The organism is Microbacterium flavescens, from assembly GCF_018588945.1.
GTDB lineage: Bacteria > Actinomycetota > Actinomycetes > Actinomycetales > Microbacteriaceae > Microbacterium > Microbacterium flavescens.
This window is the reverse complement of sequence record NZ_JAFIWA010000004.1, coordinates 292,154-316,550: the sequence shown is the minus strand read 5'-3', so window position 1 is coordinate 316,550 and position 24,397 is coordinate 292,154. Positions and strand designations below refer to the sequence as shown.

General features: G+C 69.7%; 21 protein-coding genes. 13 read left to right on the top strand and 8 right to left on the bottom strand.

What is annotated here, in order from left to right; translation table 11 throughout:
• The first annotated feature begins 5 nt into the window (after positions 1 to 5).
• From yidC to JX005_RS10490, 6 genes are all read left to right on the top strand, one after another.
• A complete protein-coding gene (yidC, locus tag JX005_RS10515; RefSeq protein WP_214467429.1) occupies positions 6 to 1,109 on the top strand; it encodes a membrane protein insertase YidC in 1,104 nt (367 codons plus the stop codon).
• A 46-nt stretch (positions 1,110 to 1,155) separates the two neighbouring features.
• Positions 1,156 to 1,674, top strand: coding sequence for a Jag family protein (locus JX005_RS10510; RefSeq protein ID WP_214467428.1), 519 nt, complete (start codon positions 1,156 to 1,158; stop codon positions 1,672 to 1,674).
• Between the two features lie 44 nt (positions 1,675 to 1,718).
• Complete coding sequence (rsmG, locus tag JX005_RS10505) at positions 1,719 to 2,345, top strand: 16S rRNA (guanine(527)-N(7))-methyltransferase RsmG (RefSeq protein ID WP_214467427.1); 627 nt, start codon at positions 1,719 to 1,721, stop codon at positions 2,343 to 2,345.
• 684 nt (positions 2,346 to 3,029) lie between these two features.
• Positions 3,030 to 3,347, top strand: coding sequence for a GIY-YIG nuclease family protein (locus tag JX005_RS10500; protein WP_214467426.1), 318 nt, complete (start codon positions 3,030 to 3,032; stop codon positions 3,345 to 3,347).
• Positions 3,348 to 3,964: 617 nt separating this feature from the next.
• Positions 3,965 to 4,921, top strand: a complete 957-nt coding sequence (locus JX005_RS10495; RefSeq protein ID WP_214467425.1) for a ParA family protein — start codon at positions 3,965 to 3,967, stop codon at positions 4,919 to 4,921.
• On the top strand, positions 4,921 to 5,907 hold the full coding sequence (locus JX005_RS10490) for a ParB/RepB/Spo0J family partition protein (protein ID WP_214467424.1): 987 nt from the start codon (positions 4,921 to 4,923) through the stop codon (positions 5,905 to 5,907). The genes JX005_RS10495 and JX005_RS10490 overlap by 1 nt, the downstream gene beginning before the upstream one ends.
• Here JX005_RS10490 and JX005_RS10485 read toward each other — a convergent pair.
• Entirely contained in the window at positions 5,892 to 7,172 is a 1,281-nt protein-coding gene (locus tag JX005_RS10485) for an RNA polymerase sigma factor (protein ID WP_214467423.1), read from the bottom strand. The genes JX005_RS10490 and JX005_RS10485 overlap by 16 nt on opposite strands.
• A gap of 59 nt (positions 7,173 to 7,231) precedes the next feature.
• Here JX005_RS10485 and JX005_RS10480 point away from each other — a divergent pair, with 59 nt between their 5' ends.
• Entirely contained in the window at positions 7,232 to 7,579 is a 348-nt protein-coding gene (locus JX005_RS10480) for a tryptophan synthase subunit alpha (protein ID WP_214467422.1), read from the top strand.
• Between the two features lie 25 nt (positions 7,580 to 7,604).
• On the opposite strand, the gene JX005_RS10475 is transcribed toward JX005_RS10480, so the two are convergent.
• The 5 genes from JX005_RS10475 to JX005_RS10455 form a co-directional block, all read right to left on the bottom strand.
• A complete protein-coding gene (locus JX005_RS10475; RefSeq protein ID WP_214467421.1) occupies positions 7,605 to 8,021 on the bottom strand; it encodes a YciI family protein in 417 nt (138 codons plus the stop codon).
• A 203-nt stretch (positions 8,022 to 8,224) separates the two neighbouring features.
• On the bottom strand, positions 8,225 to 8,548 hold the full coding sequence (trxA, locus tag JX005_RS10470; protein ID WP_214467420.1) for a thioredoxin: 324 nt from the start codon (positions 8,546 to 8,548) through the stop codon (positions 8,225 to 8,227).
• Between the two features lie 81 nt (positions 8,549 to 8,629).
• Positions 8,630 to 9,628 (bottom strand): thioredoxin-disulfide reductase, encoded by a 999-nt coding sequence (trxB, locus tag JX005_RS10465; protein ID WP_214467419.1) that lies wholly within the window; start codon positions 9,626 to 9,628, stop codon positions 8,630 to 8,632.
• 108 nt (positions 9,629 to 9,736) lie between these two features.
• On the bottom strand, positions 9,737 to 11,347 hold the full coding sequence (gene murJ, locus JX005_RS10460) for a murein biosynthesis integral membrane protein MurJ (protein ID WP_214467418.1): 1,611 nt from the start codon (positions 11,345 to 11,347) through the stop codon (positions 9,737 to 9,739).
• The gene (locus JX005_RS10455) at positions 11,344 to 13,527 is read right to left on the bottom strand and encodes a DUF6049 family protein (RefSeq protein WP_214467417.1); all 2,184 of its coding nucleotides are present in this window, start codon (positions 13,525 to 13,527) and stop codon (positions 11,344 to 11,346) included. The genes murJ and JX005_RS10455 overlap by 4 nt, the downstream gene beginning before the upstream one ends.
• 119 nt (positions 13,528 to 13,646) lie before the next feature.
• On the opposite strand from JX005_RS10455, the gene JX005_RS10450 reads away from it, so the two are divergent.
• From JX005_RS10450 to JX005_RS10425, 6 genes are all read left to right on the top strand, one after another.
• A complete protein-coding gene (locus JX005_RS10450) occupies positions 13,647 to 15,176 on the top strand; it encodes a DUF7059 domain-containing protein (protein WP_307858557.1) in 1,530 nt (509 codons plus the stop codon).
• 44 nt (positions 15,177 to 15,220) lie between these two features.
• Positions 15,221 to 16,648 carry a CCA tRNA nucleotidyltransferase gene (locus JX005_RS10445; protein WP_214467415.1) on the top strand — a complete coding sequence of 476 codons (1,428 nt, stop codon included), beginning with the start codon at positions 15,221 to 15,223 and terminating at the stop codon, positions 16,646 to 16,648.
• A 190-nt stretch (positions 16,649 to 16,838) separates the two neighbouring features.
• On the top strand, positions 16,839 to 18,476 hold the full coding sequence (locus JX005_RS10440; protein WP_214467414.1) for an ABC transporter substrate-binding protein: 1,638 nt from the start codon (positions 16,839 to 16,841) through the stop codon (positions 18,474 to 18,476).
• A gap of 83 nt (positions 18,477 to 18,559) precedes the next feature.
• Positions 18,560 to 19,654 (top strand): ABC transporter permease, encoded by a 1,095-nt coding sequence (locus tag JX005_RS10435; RefSeq protein ID WP_214467413.1) that lies wholly within the window; start codon positions 18,560 to 18,562, stop codon positions 19,652 to 19,654.
• Position 19,655: 1 nt separating this feature from the next.
• On the top strand, positions 19,656 to 20,651 hold the full coding sequence (locus JX005_RS10430; protein ID WP_214467412.1) for an ABC transporter permease: 996 nt from the start codon (positions 19,656 to 19,658) through the stop codon (positions 20,649 to 20,651).
• The gene (locus JX005_RS10425) at positions 20,651 to 22,312 is read left to right on the top strand and encodes a dipeptide ABC transporter ATP-binding protein (RefSeq protein ID WP_214467411.1); all 1,662 of its coding nucleotides are present in this window, start codon (positions 20,651 to 20,653) and stop codon (positions 22,310 to 22,312) included. Before JX005_RS10430 ends, JX005_RS10425 begins: the two co-directional genes overlap by 1 nt.
• Before the next feature lie 56 nt (positions 22,313 to 22,368).
• Here JX005_RS10425 and JX005_RS10420 read toward each other — a convergent pair whose 3' ends face one another.
• Together JX005_RS10420 and JX005_RS10415 are read right to left on the bottom strand one after the other, a co-directional pair.
• Positions 22,369 to 22,857, bottom strand: coding sequence for an FBP domain-containing protein (locus JX005_RS10420; protein WP_214467410.1), 489 nt, complete (start codon positions 22,855 to 22,857; stop codon positions 22,369 to 22,371).
• A gap of 229 nt (positions 22,858 to 23,086) precedes the next feature.
• Entirely contained in the window at positions 23,087 to 24,295 is a 1,209-nt protein-coding gene (locus JX005_RS10415; protein WP_214467409.1) for a hypothetical protein, read from the bottom strand.
• Positions 24,296 to 24,397 lie beyond the last annotated feature (102 nt).

Below are 24,397 nucleotides of genomic sequence, written 5' to 3'. Positions count from 1 at the left end.
TCCGCATGGATCTTCTACTGGCCTCCGCCCCCGCACCCGACGCCGGAGGGTTCGATCTGATCGGGACCATCCTGTGGCCCCTGAAGTGGGCCGTCGAGGCTGTCCTTGTCGCGTGGCACTGGTTCTTCACCGCCATCGGCCTTCCGGCGGCCGACGGCATCACGTGGGTGCTGTCCATCGTCGGCCTGGTCATCGTCGTCCGCTCTGCCCTGATCCCGCTCTTCGTCAAGCAGATCAAGAGCCAGCGCAAGATGATGGAAATCGCCCCTGAACTGCGAAAAGTTCAGGAGAAGTACAAGGGCAAGCGCGATCAGCTCTCGCGTGAGGCGATGAGCCGCGAGACGATGGCCCTGTACAAGAAGCACGGCACCACCCCCGTTTCGAGCTGTCTGCCGCTCCTCGTGCAGATGCCGATTTTCTTCGCCCTGTTCAGCGTGCTCAACGACGTCAGCAAGCACGCCAGGCTCGAGGTCGGCGGCGTCGGACTCCTCAACGCCGAGCTCACCGCGGAGTTCTACAACGCGAAGCTGTTCGGCGTCGCGTCGCTCCACGAGACGCTGATCGACGCGGTGAACACCGGCAACACCGCGGCGATCGCGATCCTCGCGACGCTCGTCGTGCTGATGATCGCTTCGCAGTTCTTCACCCAGCTGCAGATCATCTCGAAGAACCTCTCCCCCGAGGCCAAGACCGGCCAGGCCTACCAGATGCAGAAGATCATGCTCTGGGTGCTTCCCTTCGCCTTCGTCTTCTCGGGAGTCTTCTTCCCCCTCGGCGTCGTCATCTACTGGTTCGTCTCGAACCTGTGGACGATGGGTCAGCAGTTCCTCGTCATCCGCGAGATGCCGACCCCCGGGTCGGAGGCTGCCAAGGAGCGCGAGGAGCGCCTCGCACGCAAGGGCAAGGCGCTCGACGCGACGGGCAAGGTCGTCCCGATGGAGAAGTACCTGGCCGAGCAGAAGCGACTGTACGAAGAGGCCGAGCGTGCTCGCGCCGCAGCCCCCAAGCGTCAGCAGCCCGTCAGCAAGCAGCGCGCCAAGAAGCAGGGGCAGAAGCCGAAGCCGACGGGCACCGACTCGTCCGGCGGCGCCGCGGGCGCGGCATCCTGAGCCCGCTCTGTCTTGATCAACGACGACCGACGTATCTGAGGACACCATGACCAGCACGCCCGACTTCGCTCCCACCGAGGTGGCCACCGAGCGCGAGCCCGCGACTGTGGAGCAGCTCGAGCAGGAAGGTGACATCGCCGCTGACTTCCTCGAGGGTCTGCTCGACATCGCCGACATCGACGGAGACCTCGATCTCGACGTCCGCGCCGGACGCGCCTACGTCTCGGTCGAGGCGCCGGAAGGCGGGTCGGTGTCGCTGATCGCCGATCCGGACACGGTGCAGGCGCTGCAGGAGCTCACGCGGATCGCGGTGCAGAACCGCACCGGGCGCTTCTCGCGGTTGATCCTCGACGTCGGCGGGTCGCGCAGCACCCGGCAGGCGCAGCTTGCGACCCTGGTGGACCGCGCGATCGAGCGTCTCGAAGAGGGTGCGTCGCAGGCATCTCTGCCGGCGATGTCGAGCTACGAGCGCAAGCTGGTGCACGACATCGTCTCGGAGCGCGGCTTCGTCTCGGAGTCGTACGGCGAAGGCGCCGAGCGCCACACGGTGATCCGCCGCGCCTGACGCGGTGTTTCACGTGAAACGTTGCGTTGAAGGTTCGGCAGTTGATGAGTGAGATCGAGTCAGAGCCGGCGGTCGCCGAACGGATCTTCGGTGAGCGGATCGAGCTGGCACGCCAGTTCACCGCTGCACTGGGCGAGCATGGCGAAGAGCGAGGGCTGGTCGGTCCCCTCGAGCCGCCTCGACTGTGGAGCCGGCACATTCTGAACAGCGCCGTGATCGCTCCCCTGTTCTCCCCCGGTCGTGTCGGCGACGTCGGCTCGGGCGCGGGGCTCCCGGGTCTCGTGCTGGCCATCGCGCGCCCGGATGTGCAATGGGTGCTGATCGAGCCGATGGAGCGCCGCGTCGCGTGGCTGACCGAGCAGGTCGACGCACTCGGACTGGACAACGTCGAAGTCGTCCGCGCGCGAGCTGAGGACTGGCGGTTCGGGCCCGTGCTCGACTCGGTGACGGCACGAGCCGTGAGCGCACTGCGCACGCTGGTGCCGATCACTGCTCCGCTGGTCCGTGACGGCGGTGAGCTGATCCTCCTGAAGGGCGCAAGCGCCGTGAACGAGATCGAGGCCGCTGAAAAGCAGCTGCGCAAGTTCCGGGTGACGAACGCGCGTGTCGAGGTCGTGGGCGAGGGCCTTCTGCCCGAGCCGTCCCGCGTGGTGCGTGCGACCGTCCGCTGACCGCCGCGTTTCACGTGAAACATCGCTTTGGGCGCAGTAGGCAGCACCCGCTGGTGGAGTAGGGCGAAGCGCGTTATGGGATCCGGCCGGGTGCGCACAGGCCAGTCGCCGTGTACACGTTCCCGCTGATCGAGTAGCGCGAAGCGCGTATCGAGAGCTCCCCGCGCGGTAGCTCTCCGGCGTTTCACGTGAACATCCCCGGCGCGAGCCCACGGTGGTCCGGGGTCTCACGTCACTCACCTCGATAGTCGTATCGGCACCCGCTGATCGAGTAGTGCGAAGCGTGTACCAAGCTCCTTCTCGAGCGCGCGCACTAGGCAAGTCGCCGCACAGGCGTTCCCGCTGATCGAGTAGCGCGAAGCGCGTATCGAGATCCCGTCTACGTGCCGTACCTCCGCTCGATTGCAGGCGTTCCCGCCGATCGAGTAGCGCGAAGCGCGTATCGAGATCCCGCTGGGGGCGCACATGGCCAGTCGCGCGGTGCACACGTTCCCGCTGATCGAGTAGCGCGCAGCGCGTATCGAGATCCCCGCCCCGGAGCGACGTTTCACGTGAAACATCGCTCCCAGCCGTTATGAGCGCAGGCGCGCACCGCTTCCTCCCCGGCTCGCGCAGCATCTGGACACTCCACGGGATCGCCTACGCACGCGGCACGCAACCCGACCCAACAGCAGGCTCTTCCTCATGGCCTATATGTACATCCTTGAGTGCTCCGATCGGTCGCTCTACGTCGGAAGCACCCGCAACCTCGAATACCGACTTGCTCAGCACGGCGAGGGTGAGGGATCCCAATACACGCGCACTCGTCTCCCGGTGAGGCTGCTGTACTTCGAGCAGTTCGACCGCGTGAGCGATGCGTATCGGCGCGAGAAGCAGGTCCAGGGCTGGGGTCGGGCAAAGCGGCTCGCGCTTGTGAAGGAGCAGGCCGAGAAGCTCCCGGGGCTGAGCAAGAAGGACTTCACCGGGGCGGGAGTAGACCGTCTTCGGGCATGTTTCACGTGAAACGTGTTGGGGGTGGGTCTCGATACGGCGCTGGCGCGCCTACTCGACCGGCGGGGTGGTGGCGGGGGCCGCTGATCGAGTAGCCCGCGAAGCGCGCGCATCGAGATCGTCCGCACGGGTGGGTCTCGATACGGCGCTGGCGCGCCTACTCGACCGGCGGGGTGCGGGTGCGGGCACCGCGGTCGATGTTTCACGTGAAACGCGGCCTCCCTGATGGCTGGTCTCGATACGGCGCTGGCGTAGCCCGCGAAGCGCGCGTATCGAAATCGGTGCAGCGACTGGGTCTCGATACGGCGCTGGCGCGCCTACTCGACCGGCGGGGTGCGGGTGCGGGCACCGCGGTCGATGTTTCACGTGAAACGCGGCCGCCCTGATGGATGGTCTCGATACGGCGCTGGCGCGCCTACTCGACCGGCGAGGTTGTGGCGGGAACCGCTGATCGAGTAGCCCGCGAAGCGCGTATCGAGGTCACTCTTGGCTGCCGGTCTCGATACGGCGCTGGGGCGCCTACTCGACCGGTGGGTGCGACGCCGGCCGCGCGCGGGGCGGGGGATGGGGTGGGGGCGGGATAGAGTGGGAGACGTTGTTGATCGCTCGCGAAAGGGAGAGTGTTTCACGTGAAACAGCCCGACGAGGCGGGGGCCGCAGCATCCTTCTCGTTCGACGACACCCCTCTCGCTCGTGAACTCGCCGATCTTTCCGCGCGACGCCGCGCGCTCGAGAGCACCGACGTCCGACTCAGCGGCCGTACCCGCGTCCTGACGGTCTCGAACCAGAAGGGCGGCGTCGGCAAGACGACGACCACGGTGAACATCGCGGCCGCGATGGCCTCCGTGGGCGCCCGGGTCCTGGTCATCGACCTCGACCCGCAGGGAAACGCGTCAACCGCGCTGGGCGTGCCGCACACGGCCGACATCCCCAGCGTCTACGACGTGCTGATCGACGAATTCCCGCTCGCCGACATCGTCCAGGTCAGCCCGGAGTCGCCCAACCTGCTGTGCGCACCGAGCACCATCCACCTCGCCGGGGCCGAGATCGAGCTCGTCTCGCAGGTCGCGCGCGAGCATCGGCTCAAGACCGCGCTGGACGAGTACCTCGCCACGCTCGAGGACCACATCGACTTCGTCATCATCGACTGCCCGCCGTCGCTGGGCCTCCTGACGATCAACGCCTTCACGGCCGCCAGGGAGCTGCTCATCCCGATCCAGTGCGAGTACTACGCACTCGAGGGCCTGAGCCAGCTGCTCGGCACCGTGCGCATGATCCAGAAGCACCTCAATCCGGTCCTGAAGCTCAGCACGATCCTGCTGACCATGTACGACGGCCGTACGCGTCTGGCGCAGCAGGTCGCCGAAGAGGTCCGCGAGCACTTCGCCAAGGAAGTGCTCCACACGGTGATCCCGCGGTCGGTGCGCGTCTCCGAAGCCCCGAGCTTCGGCCAGACCGTCATCGCCTACGATGGGCAGTCGGCCGGCGCGATCGCGTACCGCGAGGCGGCCGTTGAGATCATCCGCCGTGACGGAGAGCCCGTCGCGGAGAAGAACGTCGAATCGCAGATCGAAGGGGGTGCCTGATGGCCAAACGCACAGGCCTCGGACGGGGGATCGGCGCGCTGATCCCGACGACAGAACCGGCAGAGGATCGCCCCGCGGACGTGTTCTTCCCGCGCGCGGTGCCCAGCGACGACGACGCTCCCAGCGCGCAGGCGGGCACGCAGCCCGACGACGCCCCGGCCGACGACCTCGTCCAGGTCCCGGGCGCACGCCTCGCGCACATCGACCCCCACTCGATCGTGCCGAACCCGCGCCAGCCGCGCACGCACTTCGACGTCGAGGACCTCGCCGAACTCGTCCACAGCGTGCGCGAGTTCGGGGTTCTGCAACCGGTCGTCGTCCGCGCCAACGAGGACGGCGAGTACGAGCTCATCATGGGGGAGCGCCGCACCCGCGCGGCACGCGAGGCCGGGCTCACGTCCATCCCCGCGATCATCCGCGAGACGGCCGACGAGCATCTGCTCCGCGACGCGCTTCTCGAGAACCTCCACCGCTCCGAGCTGAACCCGCTCGAAGAGGCCTCGGCGTACCAGCAGCTCCTCGAAGACTTCGGCATCACCCAGGAGGAGCTCGCCAGCCGCATCGGCCGGTCGCGTCCGCAGATCAGCAACACGATCCGCCTCCTCAAGCTCCCGGTTCCGGTGCAGCAGCGCGTCGCCGCCGGCGTGCTGACGGCGGGACATGCACGCGCGATCCTCTCGCTCGACACGCCCGAGGCGATGCAGCGCCTGTCCGACAAGATCGTCAACGAGGATCTCTCGGTGCGCTCCGCGGAAGCTGCCGCGAAGATGACGGATGCCGGATCCCGCCCCTCCGCCAAGCCCACCGCCGGCTCGCGCCGTGCACACCTCGACGAGGTCGCCGAACGCCTCGGCGATCGCCTCAACACACGTGTCCGAATCTCACTGACCGCGCGTAAAGGCCAGGTCAGCATCGATTTCGCGAGCATCCAAGACCTCAACCGCATTCTCGAGGAGCTCGGCGAGACGGGCTACGGCGCGGCCTGACCCACACCGGCGCCGAGCGCCGCGGCCCGGCGTCGGAGGACGGTAGCCTCGGCCTCGTTGCCCGGCAGTGATGCGGCGGCGAGGAACTCCGCGGCCGCGGCATCCGGTCTCCCCATCCGCTCGAGCAGCTCGGCACGCACGGCGTGCAGGGGACGGAAGCCACCCAGCTCCGCGTCCAGCTCGTCGATGATCGGCAGGGCGGACTCGGGTCCCTCGGCCATCGACACCGCGACAGCCCGGTTGAGGCGCACGACGGCCGACGGCGCGAGCCGCTCGAGTGCGTCGTACAGCCGCAGGATCCGCTCCCAGTCGGTCTCGTCGAAGGACGGCGCGATCGCGTGGCACTCGGCGATCGCCGCCTGCAGCCCGTAGTAGCCCAGCCCGCGGGGCGAGGCATCCGCTCGCTCCATCGCCTCGCGACCCCGACCGATCGCGGAACGGTCCCAGCGGTGCCGATCCTGCTCGGCCAGAGTCAGGGGCAGCCCGTCGGCGTCGGTGCGGGCGGCGAACCGCGACGACTGGAACTCCATGAGCGCGATGAGCCCGTCGACCTCCGACTCGCCGGGCGCCAGCGCGTGAAGCTGCCGAGCCAGGCGCACAGCCTCGCGCGCGACGTCGGCCCGCACCGGGCGGTCCCCGGACGCCGCCGCATACCCCTCGGTGAATAGCAGATAGATCACCTGCAGCACGCTGGCCAGTCGTGCTGGACGCTCGGCCCGATCGGGCACCTCGAACGGCACCCCGGCATCGGCGAGCGTGCGCTTCGCCCGCACGATCCGCTGCTGGACGGTCGGCACGGTCATCAGCAGCACACGGGCGATCTGCTCGGTCGTGAGGCCCGCCACCGTGCGCAGGGTGAGCGCCAGGCGTGCCTGCGCGGGAAGCACCGGGTGGCAGGCCACGAACACCAGCCGCAGCACGTCGTCGTCGATGCGATCGGGATCGCCGAGGTCAGGGACCGAGTCGTGTCGCTCGGCGTCCTGCACGTCGACCGCCAGCAGCGGCTCGCGCTGACTAAGGCGCTCGCGGCGCCGCCAACCGTCGATCGCACGCCGCTTGGCGACGGCGAGCAACCAGGCGCCCGGATTGTCCGGGATGCCGCTTCCCGGCCATTTCGCGACGGCTTCGACAAGCGCATCCTGCGCCAGATCCTCGGCCCAGCCGAAGTCACCGGTGTGCCGGGTCAGGGCCGCCACGATCCGGGCGGACTCGGCCCGCCAGACCGCCTCGACCGCCCGGCGGGTGCGTGCGTCGTCCTCGGTCATGATGCCAGCGTAGGCGTGGAACGCGGCCCGAGGTCGGCAGGGCGTCGTACCCTGGATGGGTGCCGAACGCAGATCAGAGCCCGCGCCGCCGAGCGAGTCTCGAGCTGCTGCGTGCCGAGGCATCCGATGAACTTGCGGTCGTGATCGCCGAGCGTCTGCGCGCCGGCGAAGACCCGTGGGACTTCATGGACGACCTGCCGACCGTCGATGAACTGGTCGTCTTCACCCTGCGGGCCGAGACCATCGAGGCGAACGGCGGAAACCGGCCCAACGCCGCGCGGCACTATCGCGTGCTCCGGCAGATCGCGCTCGACTACCCGCCGCTCACCCGCGCCGTGTGGCGTCTGCTCGGCGACGCGAACACGCACCGCCGCTGGGATGCGACGGCGCGTGCAGACGCGTCCTGACGGGCAGTGACGCCAGGCCGGTCGATCAGGCGTTGGCAGCCCGCCACTCCTGCTCCTTCGAGATCCACTCGTTGTCGGGCATGTCGAAGTCGCTCAGCTCGTTCACGCGCCGCACCTCGAGGGCGACACCCGGACCGAGCGGGCATTTGCGGGCCCAGTGCTCGGCCTCCTCGCGGTTCGCGACCTCGAGGATCCAGAAGCCGGTGAAGACCTCGCGCGCCTCGGCATAGGGTCCGTCCGTCACCACCGGCGGCGCGGACGAGAAGTCGACGCGGAATCCCTCGCTCGCGTCCGAGAGTCCCTCGGCCGAGAGGAAGACGCCGGCCTTCTGCAGCTCCTCGTTGTACGCCCCCATGGCGGCGATGACCTGCTCCATGTCGAGCTCTTCGGAAGCCGTGGCTGCGGCCTCGGGCTGCACCTGCATGATCAGCATGTAACGCATGTCTCTGCTCCTTGTCGTTGCGGGCCGCTCGGCCCGGAGAGCCGCTCCGGCCCCGTCATCCTGTACGTCGAACGACGAAGGTCGGGATCGACATCCTCTCGCGAATTTCTCCGGAAATGAATGGATGCCTCAACCGGCATGCAACGAAAAACCCCGCTGACCTGCGGTTCGACGCAGACAGCGGGGTTTCGGCGAGGGGCGGCTCAGGCGATGTACGCCTCGAGGTCCTTCTCGAGAGCGAACTTCGGCTTGGCGCCGATGATCGTGGTCTCGACCTGGCCCTTGTTGAACACCTTCATCGCCGGGATCGACGTGATCTGGTACTTCATGGCGAGGTCGGGGTTCTCGTCGACGTTGAGCTTCAGGATCGTGAGCTTGTCGGGGTGCTCCGACTGGATCTGGTCGAGGATGGGCGAGACCATGCGGCAGGGACCGCACCATTCAGCCCAGAAGTCCACGAGCACGGGTCCTTCGGCCTGGAGCACGTCCTGGTCGAACGTGGCAGACGTCGTCGCCTTGGCGGTCATGTTGTCTCCTTCAGGTGGAAGTCGTTCATGGTGTCGAACGCACCGCGCGCCGGTATTGTTCCGCCGCGAGGTGCGGCGCGGTCAGGCTGCGGTCTGCTCGGGATCGGCCTCGGGGAGGCCCTCGATCTGGTCGCCCACCACGTCGGGCGCGCCGGCCTCGCCGAGCGAGGCGAGGTAGTGCTCCACGTCCAGCGCCGCGACGGTGCCGCTGCCGGCTGCGGTCACGGCCTGCCGGTAGGTGGGGTCGATGACGTCTCCGGCGGCGAACACACCCGAGACCGACGTGCGGGACGACCGGCCGTCGACCCAGATGGTGCCTTCCGGGGTGAGCTCGAGCTTGTCGTGCACGAGGTGCGTGCGAGGGTCGTTGCCGATGGCGACGAACAGCCCGTCGAGCGCGAGGTCGCTGCGCGTGCCGTCGACCGTGTTCTCGAGGACAACGCCGGTGACGGCGTCATCGCCGAGGACGTCGACGACCTCGCTGTTCCAGACGAACTCGATCTTCTCGTTGGCGAACGCGCGCTCCTGCATGATCTTCGAGGCGCGCAGCTCGTCACGGCGGTGGATGACGTACACCTTCGAGGCGAACTTGGTCAGGAAGGTCGCCTCCTCCATCGCGGAGTCGCCACCGCCGACGACGGCGATGACCCGCTCCCGGAAGAAGAAGCCGTCGCACGTCGCGCAGTAGGACACGCCGCGACCCGACAGCCGCTCTTCGCCCTCGATGCCGATCTTGCGGTGCGCGGAGCCGGTCGCGTACACGACCGAGCGCGCCTCGTGCACCGTGCCGCTGCCCAGGGTGACCTTCTTGACGGGGCCGTCCAGCTCGAGGGAGACGACGTCGTCGAACAGCACCTCGGTGCCGAACCGCTCCGCCTGCTCCTGCATACGGGTCATGAGGTCGGGACCCTGGATGCCCTCCGGGAATCCGGGGAAGTTCTCCACATCGGTGGTGGTCATCAGGTCGCCGCCGGCCTCGACCGAACTGGCGATCAGCAGGGGCTCCAGGTTCGCCCGCGCCGCGTAGATCGCTGCCGTATAGCCCGCAGGACCTGAACCGATGATGATGACGTGACGCACTGCGACCCCTTCTGTCGAGGGCACTTCGGCCCCGTACACCTCAACACATGGTAACCGCGCGGCATTCCGCCGCGACGGTCGTCGGCGGCCTGGCGCCGAGCCGGGCGGTCAGCGCCTGCCGGGCAGGACCCGCTTGGCGAGGGCGGTCGCCGCCGACAGCTCCGGTGCGCGCAGGAGGGCGAGGAACGCGACGTAGACGAGGAGCACCACCGCGCCGATCACGGCCGATCCGAGCACGCCGAGGATCTTGTCCGAGACCGTCCATCCGTCCGCGCCGCCCAGCAGCTGGAAGGTGAGCCAGCCGGCGCCGGCGGCGGGCACCGCGGCCAGGGCGAAGCGGCCGAGTGACAGCATCCACGACCCGATCCGCAGCCCGCCGAGGCGCCGTTGCAGCAGCCACGTGGCGACGATGACCTGGCACACGCTCGCGAAGGACTGGCCGAGTGCCACGGCCGCGGCGAGCTGTCCCATGCCGATGACGTCAGCGTCGGCGGCCCACGAGGCGAGCAGCGCCGTCAGCACCACGATGACGCACTGCCCGAGCGTGAAGAAGAACGGCGTGCGGGTGTCGTCGTAGGCGTAGAACGTGCGCTGGATCACGAAGAGCACGGCCAGCGGGATGAGGCTGACGAGGTAGCAGAGCAGCACGCCGGCGGCGCCGACGGCCTCTTCGCGCGAGTTGGTGAAGATGCGCGACATCGGGATCGCCGCGACCGCCAGGGCGGCTGTCGCGGCCACGATGAAGAGACCGAGGGTGCGGATGCTGCGCCCTATGTCCGCGCGGACCTCGTCATCGCGGCCGGCACCGGCGTGCTCGCTCAACTGCGTGAAGTAGGGCGTCCCGATCGACAGCACGATGATCGAGTACGGGAGCATGAAGATCAGCCAGGCGTTGCCGGCGACGAAGAATCCGGGATCGCCCTCGGGGATCTGCGACATCACGCGCGACTGGACGATGCCGGCGAGCTGCCCCGCGACGACCATGAGGAAGGTCCAGCCCGCGAGCCTCCCGATCTGGCCGAGTCCCACGCCGCGCCAGCGGAAGTCGGGACGCACGTGCAGGCCGGTACGGCGCCAGAACAGGAACAGGATGCCGGTCTGGACGACGATTCCCAGGGTCGCCGTCCCCGCCAGGACGGCGATCATCTCGGGCGTCCACTGGGTCGACGTCGCACCGGCGCCGAAGAGCCAGATGAAGACGAGGAAGCCGGCGATCGAGACGACGTTGTTGACGATCGGCGCCCACGTGTAGGGGCCGTAGACCCGGCGAGCGTTCAACGACTCGCCCACGAGCGCGAAGAGGCCGTAGAAGAGGATCTGGGGCAGGCACCAGTACGCGAACGCCGTTGCGAGGGCCTGCTGAGCGGGCTCGTAGTCCGGCGCGTAGAGCGCGACCAGCCACGGCGCCGCGAGGGTCGCGAGTGCGGCCGTGCCCAGCAGCACCACCGTGCCGAGGGTGAACAGCTTGGAAACGAACGCTCTGCCGCCGTCATCGTGGGCGGCGGCCTTGACGATCTGCGGCACGACGACGGCGCTGAGCAGGCCCGTCGAGATGATCGCGTAGATGTTGTTGGGCAGCTGGTTGGCGACGGCGAAGGCGTTTCCGCCGGCTGTCGTGGCGCCGACGGCCCACACGAGAACGATCGTGCGCAGAAGTCCCGTGACCCGGGAGACGATCGTGCCCGCCCCGATCAGCGCGCTGGCCCGTGCGACGCTCACGAGGTCTCCTCCGAGGGAGGCTGTTCAGCCGCGGGCTCCTCGGCCGTGGCATCCGCTCCTCGCCGACGGGCGCGCAGCTTCAGCACCGTGCGGACGACGCCGAGCAGCAGGAGCCCGCCGACGACCACTCCGAGGGCGGCGAGTCCGAAGCTCTCCCATTCGGCACGCACGTTCACCTCGACCGACTCGGGATCGCCGATCGCGACGCTCGCCCGGCTGCGCAGCTGCAGGTCGAGGGTGACCTCGCCGTTGCCGACGCGCGCCTGCACGGGGACCTCCACGCGACTGTTGCTGCCGGCCGGGGCCACCAGCGGATTGGCTCGCTGCACGTTGAGCCGCAGGTTGTCGGGCGTGACGTAGAGCACGAGGTTCACGGGGTAGGGCAGGTCGTTGCGCACCCAGAACCGCAGTCCCACGTTGGAGCCGAAGAGGTTGATGGCGCTCGTCGGCACGAGTCCGACCGAGTCGAGCGTGGTGACGGTCGCGGCACGGTGCTCGTCAATCGCCTCCGTCCAGGCGGCGTCGTCGGCGAGCCAGCCGATCCCGAGCAGCTGGAGGATCTCCGCCCGCTGCGGCCCGGTGATGAGGCTCGTGTCGTCGAGGATCGTCGCGAACCGTGCGAGCTCGCCCTCCTCCTCGAGGAGAGCGGATGCCGCGGCCGCCCGCTCCGGCTCTTCGGGGGCGTCCTCGATCTCGACCTCGCGCACGGCCGAGTTGGCCAGCCCGCCGAGGGTGAACGGGGTGACGTCGGGCGCGGTGGTGGCGGCGCCGATCGTCGCGCCGATGGCCACCCGGGAGCGGTCGAGGTCGCGGCCCAGGCTCACCAGGAGCGGCGCTCCGTCGGTCTCGGCCGCCGCGAAGGCGAGGTAGGCCGTCGCCTCCGCCAGCGCGGCGCCGCGCAACGGGGGCTCCTCGAGGCCGGACGCCGTCGCGAGCGCGTCACTGACGTCGGCGTCGTAGACGAGCACCTCCGCCTCGCCGGCGCGGCCGTGTGCGGGGACGGTCTGGCCTGCGCGACCCGCGGTGGTCGAGTCGGACGAGATCAGCGTCAGGGACGCCTGGTCGTCGATGCGGATCTCGCCGAGCCCTTCCACAACGGCGGGTCCTGCGGTGCCGGCGACGGGCCAGTAGACCGCGGCGCGGGAGCCCGTGCCGATGTCGAGCAGCTCGCCAAGCGTCGGGTAGACCGGGGCCGCGGGGTCGACCACCTCGGTCGGAGTCGGCGTCGGGGTCGGCTCGGGCGTGGGGTCCGCCTCGGGCACGAAGTCCGCCGGATCCATGTAGGCGCGGAGCGAGGTCGGTGCGAGCGGGCGGGCCAGGCCGGACTCGATCTGCGGAACGACGTCCGCGTCGCCGAACTGCAGGGCGAACCGGGAGTTGGGAAGCGCGTCCAGGCGCTCGAGCCATTCGGTGGCGGTGACGGGCGCGGCGGTGCCGAGCACTCGGATGGCCGCGGGGATGGCGGGGTCGACCGCGAGGATCGCCGTCGTTCCCTCGACCCCGTCGAGCTGCGCGGTGAGGGCGCCGCCGGGCTCGGTCAGGGTGCCGAGCTCCTCGGCGCTGAGAAGCCCCGCGCCGAGCGGGCCGACGGTGATGGGCACGAGCACCCCGATGCCCACCTCGTCGCCGTCGGTCGGGGGAACGATGATCGCGCTCGTCGACGTCACGGTCCCCGACGGGGCGGCATAGGTCGCACGCAGCGGGTACACGCCGGGCGCGAGCCCACGGAGGGCGGCGTCCGTCGCCTCGACACGTGCCGCGGCGACCCGCGACGAGCCGGCGGGGACGGATTCCAGCGGCGCGGTGGCGACGGGCTCCGTCGTCACACCCGCTTCCTCCCCGTCGAGCCAGGCGGTGAGCGCGGTGCGGTCGGCCAGCGCCCGGCGCCCGAGCGACAGCGTCGCGGTGGCGGGCGCGGTCGGCGAAAGCGTCTCGTTCTGCAGGGTGAGCGACACGACCAGCGGTTCGCCGGACCGGACGATGCCGTTCGAGATCGGGGTCAGGGTGAACGCGGTCGTGCCGGCCGGGATCGGCGGGGTGGGCGTCGGCGACGGTGTGGGCGTGTCGGCGAACGCACCTCCCGGCGCGAGCACGGCCAGGGCCGTCAGGATCGCCACGACGACCGCGGCGGCGCGCGGGGCGCGGCGACGGGCGGGCCTTCCCGGGGGGATCACGGTCATCCTGTGTGGTTCGCTCCTGTGCGATGTCCGGACCGCACGATCGAGTCAGATTCTACGGTCGCACCCTCCGAGGTTCCGGTACCCGGGCGCCGCGCGGCGACGCACGGTTGAATGGACGCGTGCTTCCCGAACCGGATCCCGCCCTCTGCCGCGAGCTGGCCGACGACCTGCGCGACGCGGGCTACACCGCCGAAGCGCTGCGCGAGGCGTGGGGCGACGCGGCCGACGACGCCATTGCGCGAGGACTGCGCGCCCCGGCCGACCGCGCGCTCGGCGCGCGCGACGACGCCATCGCGGTGCTCGGACGACTCTTCATGCTCGGGATGCCGCAGGCCGAGGCATCCGTCTCCCTCGCCCTTCCTCGCACCGGCGTCGACGGACTCGCGCGGCTCGGACTCGTCGAGGCCGCGGACGGCGACGTCGGGCCCCTGGCCGTGGTGCGCCCGCAGTCCTATGCCGACGCATCGGCGTCGGACGGCGGGAGCCAGTGGTGGATCGCCAGCGACCTCGACGAGGCCGCGCTGGGCGGGCCGCTGCCGGAGGACCACGTGCTCGGCGTCGGCGGGGCGTCGCTGACCCTTGCGGCGCTGCAGCTGCCCACGCCCGCCCGGCGGGGACTCGACATCGGCGCCGGCTGCGGCATCCAGGCGCTGCGGGCCCGTCGCAGCGTCGATCACGTCGTCGCGACCGACATCTCCCCGCGGGCGCTGGCCTTCACACGGCTGAACGCGCTGCTGAACCGCGTCGACGGGATCGAGGTGCGACTCGGCAGCCTGTTCGAGCCCGTCGCCGGCGAGCGTTTCGACCGGGTCGTGTCGAATCCGCCGTTCGTCATCACGCCGCGGGTCGCGGACGTTCCGGCGTACGAGTACCGCGACGGCGGCATGGAGGGCGACGACGTCGTCGGGGCGTTCGTGCGCGGCGTCGGCGATCACCTCGAGCCCGGCGGGATCGCGCAGCTGCTCGGCAACTGGGAGACGCGGGCCGGAGAGCCGGGACTCCAGCGCGTGCGCGCCTGGGTCGAGGCATCCGCTGTGCCGCTCGATGCGTGGGTGGTCGAGCGCGAGAGCCTCGACCCGCTGTCCTACGCGGAGCTCTGGGTGCGCGATGGCGGCACCCTGCCGGGGACCGCCGGATTCTCGCGGCTGATCGACGCCTGGCTCGATGACTTCATCGCGCGCGAGGTCACCGAGGTCGGCTTCGGCTACCTGCTGCTGCGCCGCCCGGCGGCGGGCGAGCCGACTCTGCGGCGCTTCGAGTCGCTCCACCAGGCGCTGCCCGGCGAGGGCCTCGGCGCCCACCTCGCGGAGGCGCTCGCCGCCCACGACCGTCTCGCCGTGCTCGACGACCACGCGCTCGCGGCCTCCGTCCTGGCCGTCGCGCCCGATGTCACCGAAGCCCGCCATCACATTCCCGGCCAGGAGGATCCGACCGTCATCGAACTGCGTCAGGGCGGCGGTTTCGGCCGTGCCCTCGGCGTGGATCCCGGGCTCGCTGCCCTGGTCGGGGCGTGCGACGGCGACTTGCCGGTGGGGGTGCTGATCGACGCGATCGCCGAACTGCTCGAAGCGGATGCCGCGGCCCTGCGCGCGGATCTCCTTCCGAGGGTGCGCGAGCTGACGTTCACCGGGTTCCTGCGCTTCGCGTAGCCCGCCGCGAAACCGGGGGTATCACCGTCGGTAGGCTGAATCCCATGCTCAACATGGCCGAGGGCATCGCGCGCCTCGGCGCGCTCGCCGAGTCTCCCGTCGTCTCGACGCTCGCCGACGCCTTCGCCGCCGCCGGGCACGACCTGGCCATCGTCGGCGGTCCGGTGCGCGACGCGCTGCTCGGACGCACGACCAACGATCTCGACTTCACGACCGACGCGCTCCCCGACCAGATCCTGCGCATCGTCAAGCCGATCAGCACCGCGCAGTGGGACATCGGGCGCGCCTTCGGCACCATCGGCGCCAAGGTCGCCGGCGAGCAGGTCGAGATCACGACGTACCGCGCCGACAGCTACGACGGCGTGACGCGCAAGCCCACCGTGGAGTTCGGCGACACGCTCGAGGGCGACCTCGCGCGCCGCGACTTCACCGTCAACTCGATGGCGCTGCGAGTGCCTGCCCGCACACTGGTCGACCCCACCGGCGGGGTCGAAGACCTCGTCGCGCAGCGCCTGCGCACGCCCGCCGATCCGTCGGTGAGCTTCGGCGACGATCCGCTCCGGATGCTGCGTGCCGCACGCTTCGCGTCGCAGCTCGGCTTCGAGGTCGACCCGGCGACGGCCGACGCGATGGCGGAGCTGCGCGAGACGCTCTCGATCGTCAGCCCCGAGCGGATCCAGAGCGAGCTCGTCCGCCTGCTCCAGACCGATGACCCGGTGCGCGGCATCCGTCTCCTCGTCGAGACGGGGCTCATGGATCAGTTCCTCCCCGAGATCCCTGCCCTGCAGCTCGAGGTCGACGAGCACCACCACCACAAGGACGTCTACGAGCACTCGCTGACGGTGCTGCGTCAGGCCATCGACCTCGAGAAGACCAGGAATCCGGATACCGCACCCGACGTGCCGCTGCGGCTCGCCGCCCTGCTGCACGACATCGGCAAGCCCGCGACCCGGCGGCTCGAGCCTGGCGGCGGCGTCACGTTCTATCACCACGACATCAAGGGCGGGCGGCTCGCGCGCAAGCGGCTGCAGGCGCTGCGGTTCGACACCGACACCATCGGCGTCGTCACGCGGCTCATCGAGCTGCACCTGCGGTTCTTCGGCTATGCCGAGGGCACGTGGACCGACTCCGCCGTGCGGCGGTACGTGCGCGACGCGGGAGCCGAGCTCGAACGTCTGCACATCATCACGCGGGCCGACGTGACGACGCGCAATGTCAAGAAGGCGGGCCGTCTCTCCCGCGCGTACGACGACATCGAGCGGCGCATCGCCGAGCTGTCGGCGCAGGAGGAGCTCGCCTCGATGCGCCCCGAGCTCGACGGAAATCGCATCCAGGAGGTGCTGGGCATCGCGCCCGGGCGCGAAGTGGGCGAGGCGTACCGGTACCTGCTCGACCTGCGCCTCGACGAGGGTGTCGTCGGCCAGGAAGAAGCCGAGCGCCGGCTGCTCGAGTGGTGGGCCGCCCGCGGCTGACTTCGTGCACTTCGGCCCGGCGAAGGGGGCCCTTTCGGGGCATTCTGCGCACTCGGCAGCCCAGTTCGTTGAGTTTCAGTCTCGTTACGAATCATTCACCGGATTGCCCTTTGGCTAGTGCGGGGTGAGGATATCCCGAGGGCCGCGCCACCTGGGTGCGGCCGACCCGTTACACAGCAGAGGTAGCACTATGTCACTGCACCACAGCAAGCGCGGCCGTCTCGGCCTCGCGATCGGGGCCTTCGGAGCCTCGGCAATCCTCCTCGCCGGCTGCGCCAGCACCGGCGGCGGCGGCGACGACGACAACGGCGACGCCTCGGGCGAGCCCATCATCGTCGGCACCACCGACAAGGTCACCACGCTCGACCCCGCTGGTTCGTACGACAACGGGTCGCTCGCCGTCCAGACGCAGGTCTTCCCGTACCTCGTCAACACCGACTACAACAGCAACGAGGTCGTTCCCGACCTCGCGGAGTCGGCCGAGTTCACCTCGCCCACCCAGTACACGGTCACGCTGCCCGAGGGCCTCACCTGGGCCAATGGCAACGAGCTCACGTCGTCCGACGTGAAGTTCTCGTTCGACCGCAACATCGCGATCGCCGATCCGAACGGCGCCTCGAGCCTGCTGTACAACCTCGAGAGCATCGACACCCCCGACGAGACCACTGTGGTCTTCAACCTGAAGACCGCGAACGACCAGGTCTTCCCGTTCATCCTCACGAGCTTCCCCGGCGCCATCGTCGATGACGAGGTCTTCGCCGCGGACGCACTGACGCCCGACGACGAGATCGTCGACGCGAACGCGTTCGGCGGGCCCTACGCGATCACCGCGTGGGACTTCAACAAGACCGTCGAGTTCACCCCGAACGAGAACTACCAGGGTCTGCTCGACGCACCGGTCAACGAGGGCGTCATCCTCTCGTACTTCGCCGAGTCGTCGAACCTCAAGCTCGCCGTCCAGGAGGGCGAGGTCGACGTCGCATACCGCAGCCTGTCCGCCACCGACGTGGACGACCTGAGTGGCAACGACAACGTCCAGGTCATCGACGGCCCCGGCGGCGAGATCCGCTACATCGTGTTCAACTTCAACACGCAGCCGTACGGTGCCACCACGCCCGAGGCCGACGAGGCCAAGGCACTCGCCGTCCGTCAGGCCGTGGCTGACCTGGTCGACCGCGAGGCCATCTCGGAGCAGGTCTACAAGGGCACGTACACCCCGCTCTACTCGTTCGTCCCCGAGGGCTTCGCCGGTGCGACCGAGGCGCTCAAGGGCCTCTACGGCGACGGCGAGGGTGGTCCCGACGTGGACGCCGCCGCGGCACGCCTCGAGGCTGCCGGCGTCGAGACTCCGGTCGCGCTGAGCCTGCAGTACAGCCCCGACCACTACGGCCCCTCGTCGGGTGACGAGTACGCCATGGTGAAGTCTCAGCTCGAGGAGAGCGGCCTGTTCACCGTCGACCTCCAGTCGACCGAGTGGGTGCAGTACTCCGAGGACCGCACGTCGGACGTCTACCCGGCCTACCAGCTCGGCTGGTTCCCGGACTACTCCGACGCCGACAACTACCTCACGCCGTTCTTCCTCACGGAGAACTTCCTGGGCAACCACTTCAGCGACGCCGAGACCGAGGAGCTCATCCTCGGCCAGGCCGTCGAGCCCGACGCAGACACGCGCACGCAGATGATCGAGGACATCCAGGGCCGTGTGGCCGAGCTGCTCTCGACCGTGCCGCTGCTGCAGGGCGCGCAGGTGGCCGTCGCCGGAGCCGACGTCGACGGGGTCATCCTCGACGCGTCGTTCAAGTTCCGCTTCGCGCCGCTCACGAAGTAGCCGATCGACGGTCGATGGGGCGGTCCGCTCGACGGGCCGCCCCATCGCCGCGATCCGCCCGATTCCACAGTTAGGCTCACCCCATGACGACGAGTGACGTCGCCGCGTCCGTCGAAGAACCGCCGCCGTTCCTGGCGAAGCGCCGCCCCAAGTCGGGCGGAACGCTGGGCCGGTTCATCCTGATCCGGTTCCTCCTCATCATCCCGACCGTGTTCATTCTGGTGACGGTCGTGTTCTTCCTGATCCGGCTCACGGGCGATCCCATCACCGCCGCCCTCGGCGGGCGTCTGCCAGCGGACCAGCTGCAGGAGCGCATCCACGAAGCCGGCTTCGACCGGCCGGTCCTGGTGCAGTACCTCGAGTACCTCGGTCAGATCGCCACCGGCAACTTCGGCACCACGATCACCGACAATCAGCTCATCACCCAGGTGCTGGTGAACTACGGCGTCGCGACCTTCGAGCTGGTCGTCTACGCCATGATCGTCGCCTTCGTCATCGGCATCCCGCTGGGCATGGTCGCGGCGGCGATGCGCGACCGCGCCCCGGACGCCGTGCTCCGTGTGAGCGCCATCCTCTTCTACGCGACGCCGGTGTTCTTCGCCGGTCTTGTCGCGAAGCTCATTTTCTCGGTATGGCTGGGCTGGTTCCCCGTGAGCGGGCGCGCGAGCGTTCGCACAGAACTCGCCCTGACGCGCGAAGACGACAGCACGGGCATCTATCTCATCGACGCCATCCGGTCCGGCAATCCCGCCTACGTGCAGGACGTCCTCCAGCACGCCTTCCTGCCGGCGATGGTGCTCGGGCTCGTGACCGCCGGCGTGTTCCTCCGCCTCGTGCGCACGAATGTCATCGCGACCCACAACATGCCGTACGTGGACGCGGCCCGCTCGCGCGGAGTCAGCGAGTTCCGGCTTGTACGCAAGCATGCGTACAAGCCGGCCCTCATCCCGATCGTCACGGTCGTCGGCCTGCAGATCGCGCTCGCGCTCGGCGGTGCCGTTCTGACCGAGACGACGTTCGAGTGGCAAGGACTGGGCTTCCAGCTCGTGAAGTACCTGCTCGCCCGCGACTTCGTCGCCATCCAGGGCATCGTCGCGATGATCGCGATCATCGTCGCGCTGACCAACTTCGTCGTCGACATCGTCGCGGCGTTCCTCGACCCGAGGGTGAGGTACTGACATGGCCAAGCGCCGTCTCTTCGACCGCCTGCCCGTCGTCCACCAGCTGCGCCAGAGCGTCGGCCTCCAGCGCGGCATGCTCGTCGGGGGCCTGGTGCTCTCGGCGATCTTCCTGCTGATCGCGATCCTCGCGCCGTGGATCGCCCCGTACGGCTTCAGTCAGCTGCGCGGGCCCGACGGACTGTTCGGGTCGCAGGTGCCCCCGAACCCGCTCAACCTCCTCGGTACGACCGTCGGCGGCTACGACGTCCTGTCCCGGACGCTGTGGGGCGCCCAGACCGCCCTCATGGTGATCGTCATCGCGATCCTGCTGTCGGTGTTCCTCGGCATCTTCATCGGTCTTGTCTCGGGCTACCTGGGCGGGTGGGTGGACCGCGTGCTGGTGGTCATCGCCGACGCGATCTACGCCTTCCCGTCGCTCCTGCTCGCGATCATCGCGGCGATCGCGATCAGCGGCGGCCAGTCCGGCCTCGTGCCCGGCATCCTGGCGGCCGCCATCTCGATCACCGTCGTGTTCATCCCGCAGTACTTCCGCGTCGTGCGCTCGGAGGTCGTGCGGGTGAAGTCTGAGGCGTTCATCGAATCGGCGAAGGTGATCGGCGCGTCGACGCCGCGCATCATGTTCCGTCATGTGCTGCGCAACGCCACCCGCTCGCTGCCGCTCATCGTCACCCTCAACGCGTCGGAGGCCATCGCCACCCTCGCGGCGCTCGGCTTCCTCGGCTTCGGCATCCAGCCGACCGCGGCGGCGGAGTGGGGTTACGACCTCCAGCAGTCGATCGGCGACGTGTCGGCCGGCATCTGGTGGACGGCGATCCCGCCCGGTGTGGCGATCGTGCTCACCATTCTGGGTGTGACGCTGATCGGCGAGAGCCTCAACGACCTCGCCGACCCGCGACTGCGCGCACGGCGACGCGCCGGAAAAACGCAGACGCCCGCCGACGCGGTCGCCGCGAGCCAGCCGGTGTCGCGCGAGTTCATGGGAGAGGTGGAGTGATGGCGGCATCGACCGATCAGCTCGCCGTCGAGATCGACGATCTCAACGTCTCGTTCGCGACCGACGGCGGTGACGTGCACGCGGTGCGGGGCGTCACCCTCGACGTCCGCCGGGCCGAAGTGCTCGCGATCGTCGGCGAGTCGGGCAGTGGGAAGACAGTGACGGCGCGAACCATCCTGGGGCTGCTGCCCGAGTCGGCGCGCACCGAGGGCACGGTGGTCCTCGACGGCACCGACGTCGTGGGGCTCGACAAGAAGGGTCTTCGCTCGATCCGCGGCACGAAGGCCGCCATGATCTTCCAGGAGCCGTCGACCGCACTGAACCCGGTGTTCACCGTCGGCTGGCAGCTCGCCGAGGGACTCCGCGCCCACGGCAAGTACTCCAAGGCGGAGGCCCGGCAGAAGGCGATCCAGATGCTGGGACGCGTCGGCATCCCCGAGCCGGAGCGCCGCGTCGACGACTACCCGCACCAGTTCTCCGGCGGCCAGAAGCAGCGCGTCGTGATCGCCATGGCGCTCGCGCTCGAGCCGACGGTCATCGTCGCGGACGAGCCGACGACGGCGCTCGACGTCACCGTGCAGGCCGAGATCCTCGAGCTGCTCCGGCGCCTCCGCGACGAGGACGGCACGGCCATCGTGCTGATCACGCACAACATGGGCGTGGTCGCCGACCTCGCCGATCGCGTCGCGGTCATGTACAACGGCGAGATCGTGGAGACGGCGACGGCCACCGACCTGTTCGCCGCGCCCCAGCACGAGTACACGCGCAAGCTCCTCGCCGCCGTCCCCCGCCTCGAGATCGCCGACCGGCAGCTCGCCGTGCCCGCGACACCCGTCGAGCCGGTGGTCGCCGCCGACGAGCTCGTCATCGAGTACGCCGGCCGGTTCGGCCGATCCGCGTTCCGCGCGGTGGATCGCGTCAGCTTCTCGATCGCGCCGGGCGAGGTGCTCGGCCTCGTCGGCGAGAGCGGTTCGGGCAAGACCACGATCGGCCGGGCCATCGCCGGGCTCACGCCCGTAGCCGGCGGCTCGCTGAAGGTGCTCGGCACCGAGATGCTCGGGGTCAAGGAGCGCGAGTTCCGGCGCCGTCGCCACGAGCTCGGCTTCGTCTTCCAGGACCCGGCGACGAGCTTCAACCCGCTCCTCACGATCGCCGACAACGTCGCCGAACCGCTCATCGTCCACGGCGGGATGCGCAATCCCGCCGAGGCGCGGCCCAAGGTCGACGAGCTTCTCGAAGCCGTTCAGCTCCCGAAGGACTTCGGCGACCGGTTCCCGCACGAGCTGTCCGGCGGTCAGCGCCAGCGCGCCTCGCTCGCGCGGGCGATCGCACTCGACCCGAAGCTGCTGATCGCCGATGAGCCCACGAGCGCGCTCGACGTGTCGGTGCAGGCTCGCGTGCTCGAGCTGTTCGCCGAGCTGCAGGAGCGCTTCGGGTTCGCGACGCTGTTCATCACGCACGACCTCGCCGTCGTCGACCTGCTCGCCCACCGGGTGGTCGTGCTGCACAAGGGCGAGGTCGCCGAGGCCGGCCCGACGGCGCAGGTGCTCGGTCAGCCGACCGATCCCTACACCCGGCGGCTGATCGCATCGCTTCCGGTGCCCGACCCGGTGGAGCAGGCCGCGCGCCGCGCCGCGTGGGAGGCCGAGACCGGCGCCTGAGGCGTTTCGTCTCGCTTCGCTCGCTCAACGACCCGGGGGCTGGGTCCCCGGACCGGTCAGGCGCTGTCGCGGATGTCGCGCGCGAAGCCGGCGGCGTGGGCGCGCAAGGAGTCGATGCGACGCTGCCTGGCAGCCTCGACGTCGAAGCCGAGGTACGCGGGAGGCACCGGCCGGCGCACGTTCGCCGAGCATTCGAACCGGTCGCACAGCAGCGTGCCGACGGTGTCGCCGTTGCGGCCGGCCTTGCCGGCGCGCTTCGCGCTGAACATCACGACATCGCTCGGCAGGGTGACGTCTTCACACCATGAGCACTGCGAGCGGGTGCGGGTGCGCTGCTCCGTCTGACGCAACAGGATCCCGACGAGCTCGTCGTCGACGGGCACCACGATGAAGCCGGCGAGCGGCTGCTTCGGGTCGCGCCAGCCGAAGTAGTCCAGCACCGTCCAGTCGACGGCAGCGAGGTCGGGCACGACGAGGGCATTCCGTTCGCGCAGCGAGGCGTTGACGAAGGACGCGCGGATGTCCTTCTCGGTCAGTGCGTGCATGATTCCTTGATTCACGACGGGTCGTCACGGAGCGCGACGACAGGGGAAGGATGCCGCAGGCCGGCGGCCCGCGGTACGGTGACGGCGTCGCGCGTCAGAAGGCGCGACGCGCGCGGCTACCTCCGCTCGGCGCGTGACGCGCCGAGTACCCCCTCACGCCCACCGGGCGTCGTGTTCGTCGAATGCACGCCCGCCAGCCTACGCCCGCCGCAACAGGGAGGGCCGAGCCTCAGCGGAAGAACATCCCGAGCACGCCGGTCTGCGTGATGACCCAGAACAGCACCACCACGCCCACCACGACGAACGACACCCACGGCACGCCGCGCTGCAGCCGGCGTCCCTGGGGCGCGACTCCCGGCGGCGGTCGCAGCGCCTCGAGCGGAGCGACGAAGGGCACAGCCGATGCCGCGTCCCCCGCGCCGACCGACGGGACCGGCGTGGCCGCGGCATCCGTCATCGCCTTCGCCTGCGCCTGCAGCCGGTCGTCGCGCCAGCGCGCCCACTGCGCGAGCTTGTCGAGCAGCGCGCCGACGACGGAGAACAGCCACGCCCAGGTCGCCGGGTCGAGCGTGGAGAAGTCGCGCTTGGCGTAGAGGAACAGCCAGTCGTCGACGATCTCGACGTCGAGCGCCGCGGCGTTGTCGATGAACCGCGCCATGATGTCGGGCGTGAACAGGTACAGCGCATCGGGCTCGTAGCCGCGCGGGCAGGAGAGCGAGAAGTACCGGTCGAAGTCGCCCTCGAGGCTCAGGCGCTGCTCCTTGTCGAAGGTCGCCGGCAGGTTCGATCCGAAGATGCCGTTGTTGCCCTTCGCGTCGAGGACGATGTGCGGCAGCGGCACGTCGAGCTTCACCGCCACGTAGCCCCACGTGTGCGTGGTCTTGTTCTTGCCCGAGCCCGTCGTGTACCGGTAGTTCGCGAACTCGACGAAGCGCGGGCGCTCGCCGCGGACGATGTCGGTCGCGTGGCGCCCGCTGCCCAGGCCGAAGATCATGCCCGGGAGGCCGGGACTGTCGAACCGGGGCTGGTAGGTCATGCCGTTCGCGCGGGCGAAGCGGTCGAGCCGGAACATCTTCACCGCCGCGGTGCGGCCGGCAGTGACGAACCCGATCACCACCAGGGTGATCGCCACGCCGACGACGAGGAACGGGACCACGGTGAAGAGCGCCCCGGTGAAGCCCGCGCCCTCGCCGACGGCCCCCGCGAGCGAGGCGAAGATCGAGACGAACATGGTGAGGAACACCGACCCGAACGCCACGATGAAGACGCCGACGATCACCGCGAACACGGCGGTCGAGCCCGTGAACATGCCCTGGACGCGTCCGGTCTCGCGCAGTTGCTTCGCGAACGCGCGGGCCTGGGCCGGGTCGACGGGCTCCACCAGGGGGCGGGCGTCGAACGGGAACGACGTCGCCGCCGCTGCGCTGGGGAGGGTCATGCATTCACGCTACCGGGGGTGTGCACGGTGGCCGGGGCGTTTCGTCTCGCTCCGCTCGCTCAACGAGCGGCGCAGCCGACCGGCAGAATGGGCGGGACGGAT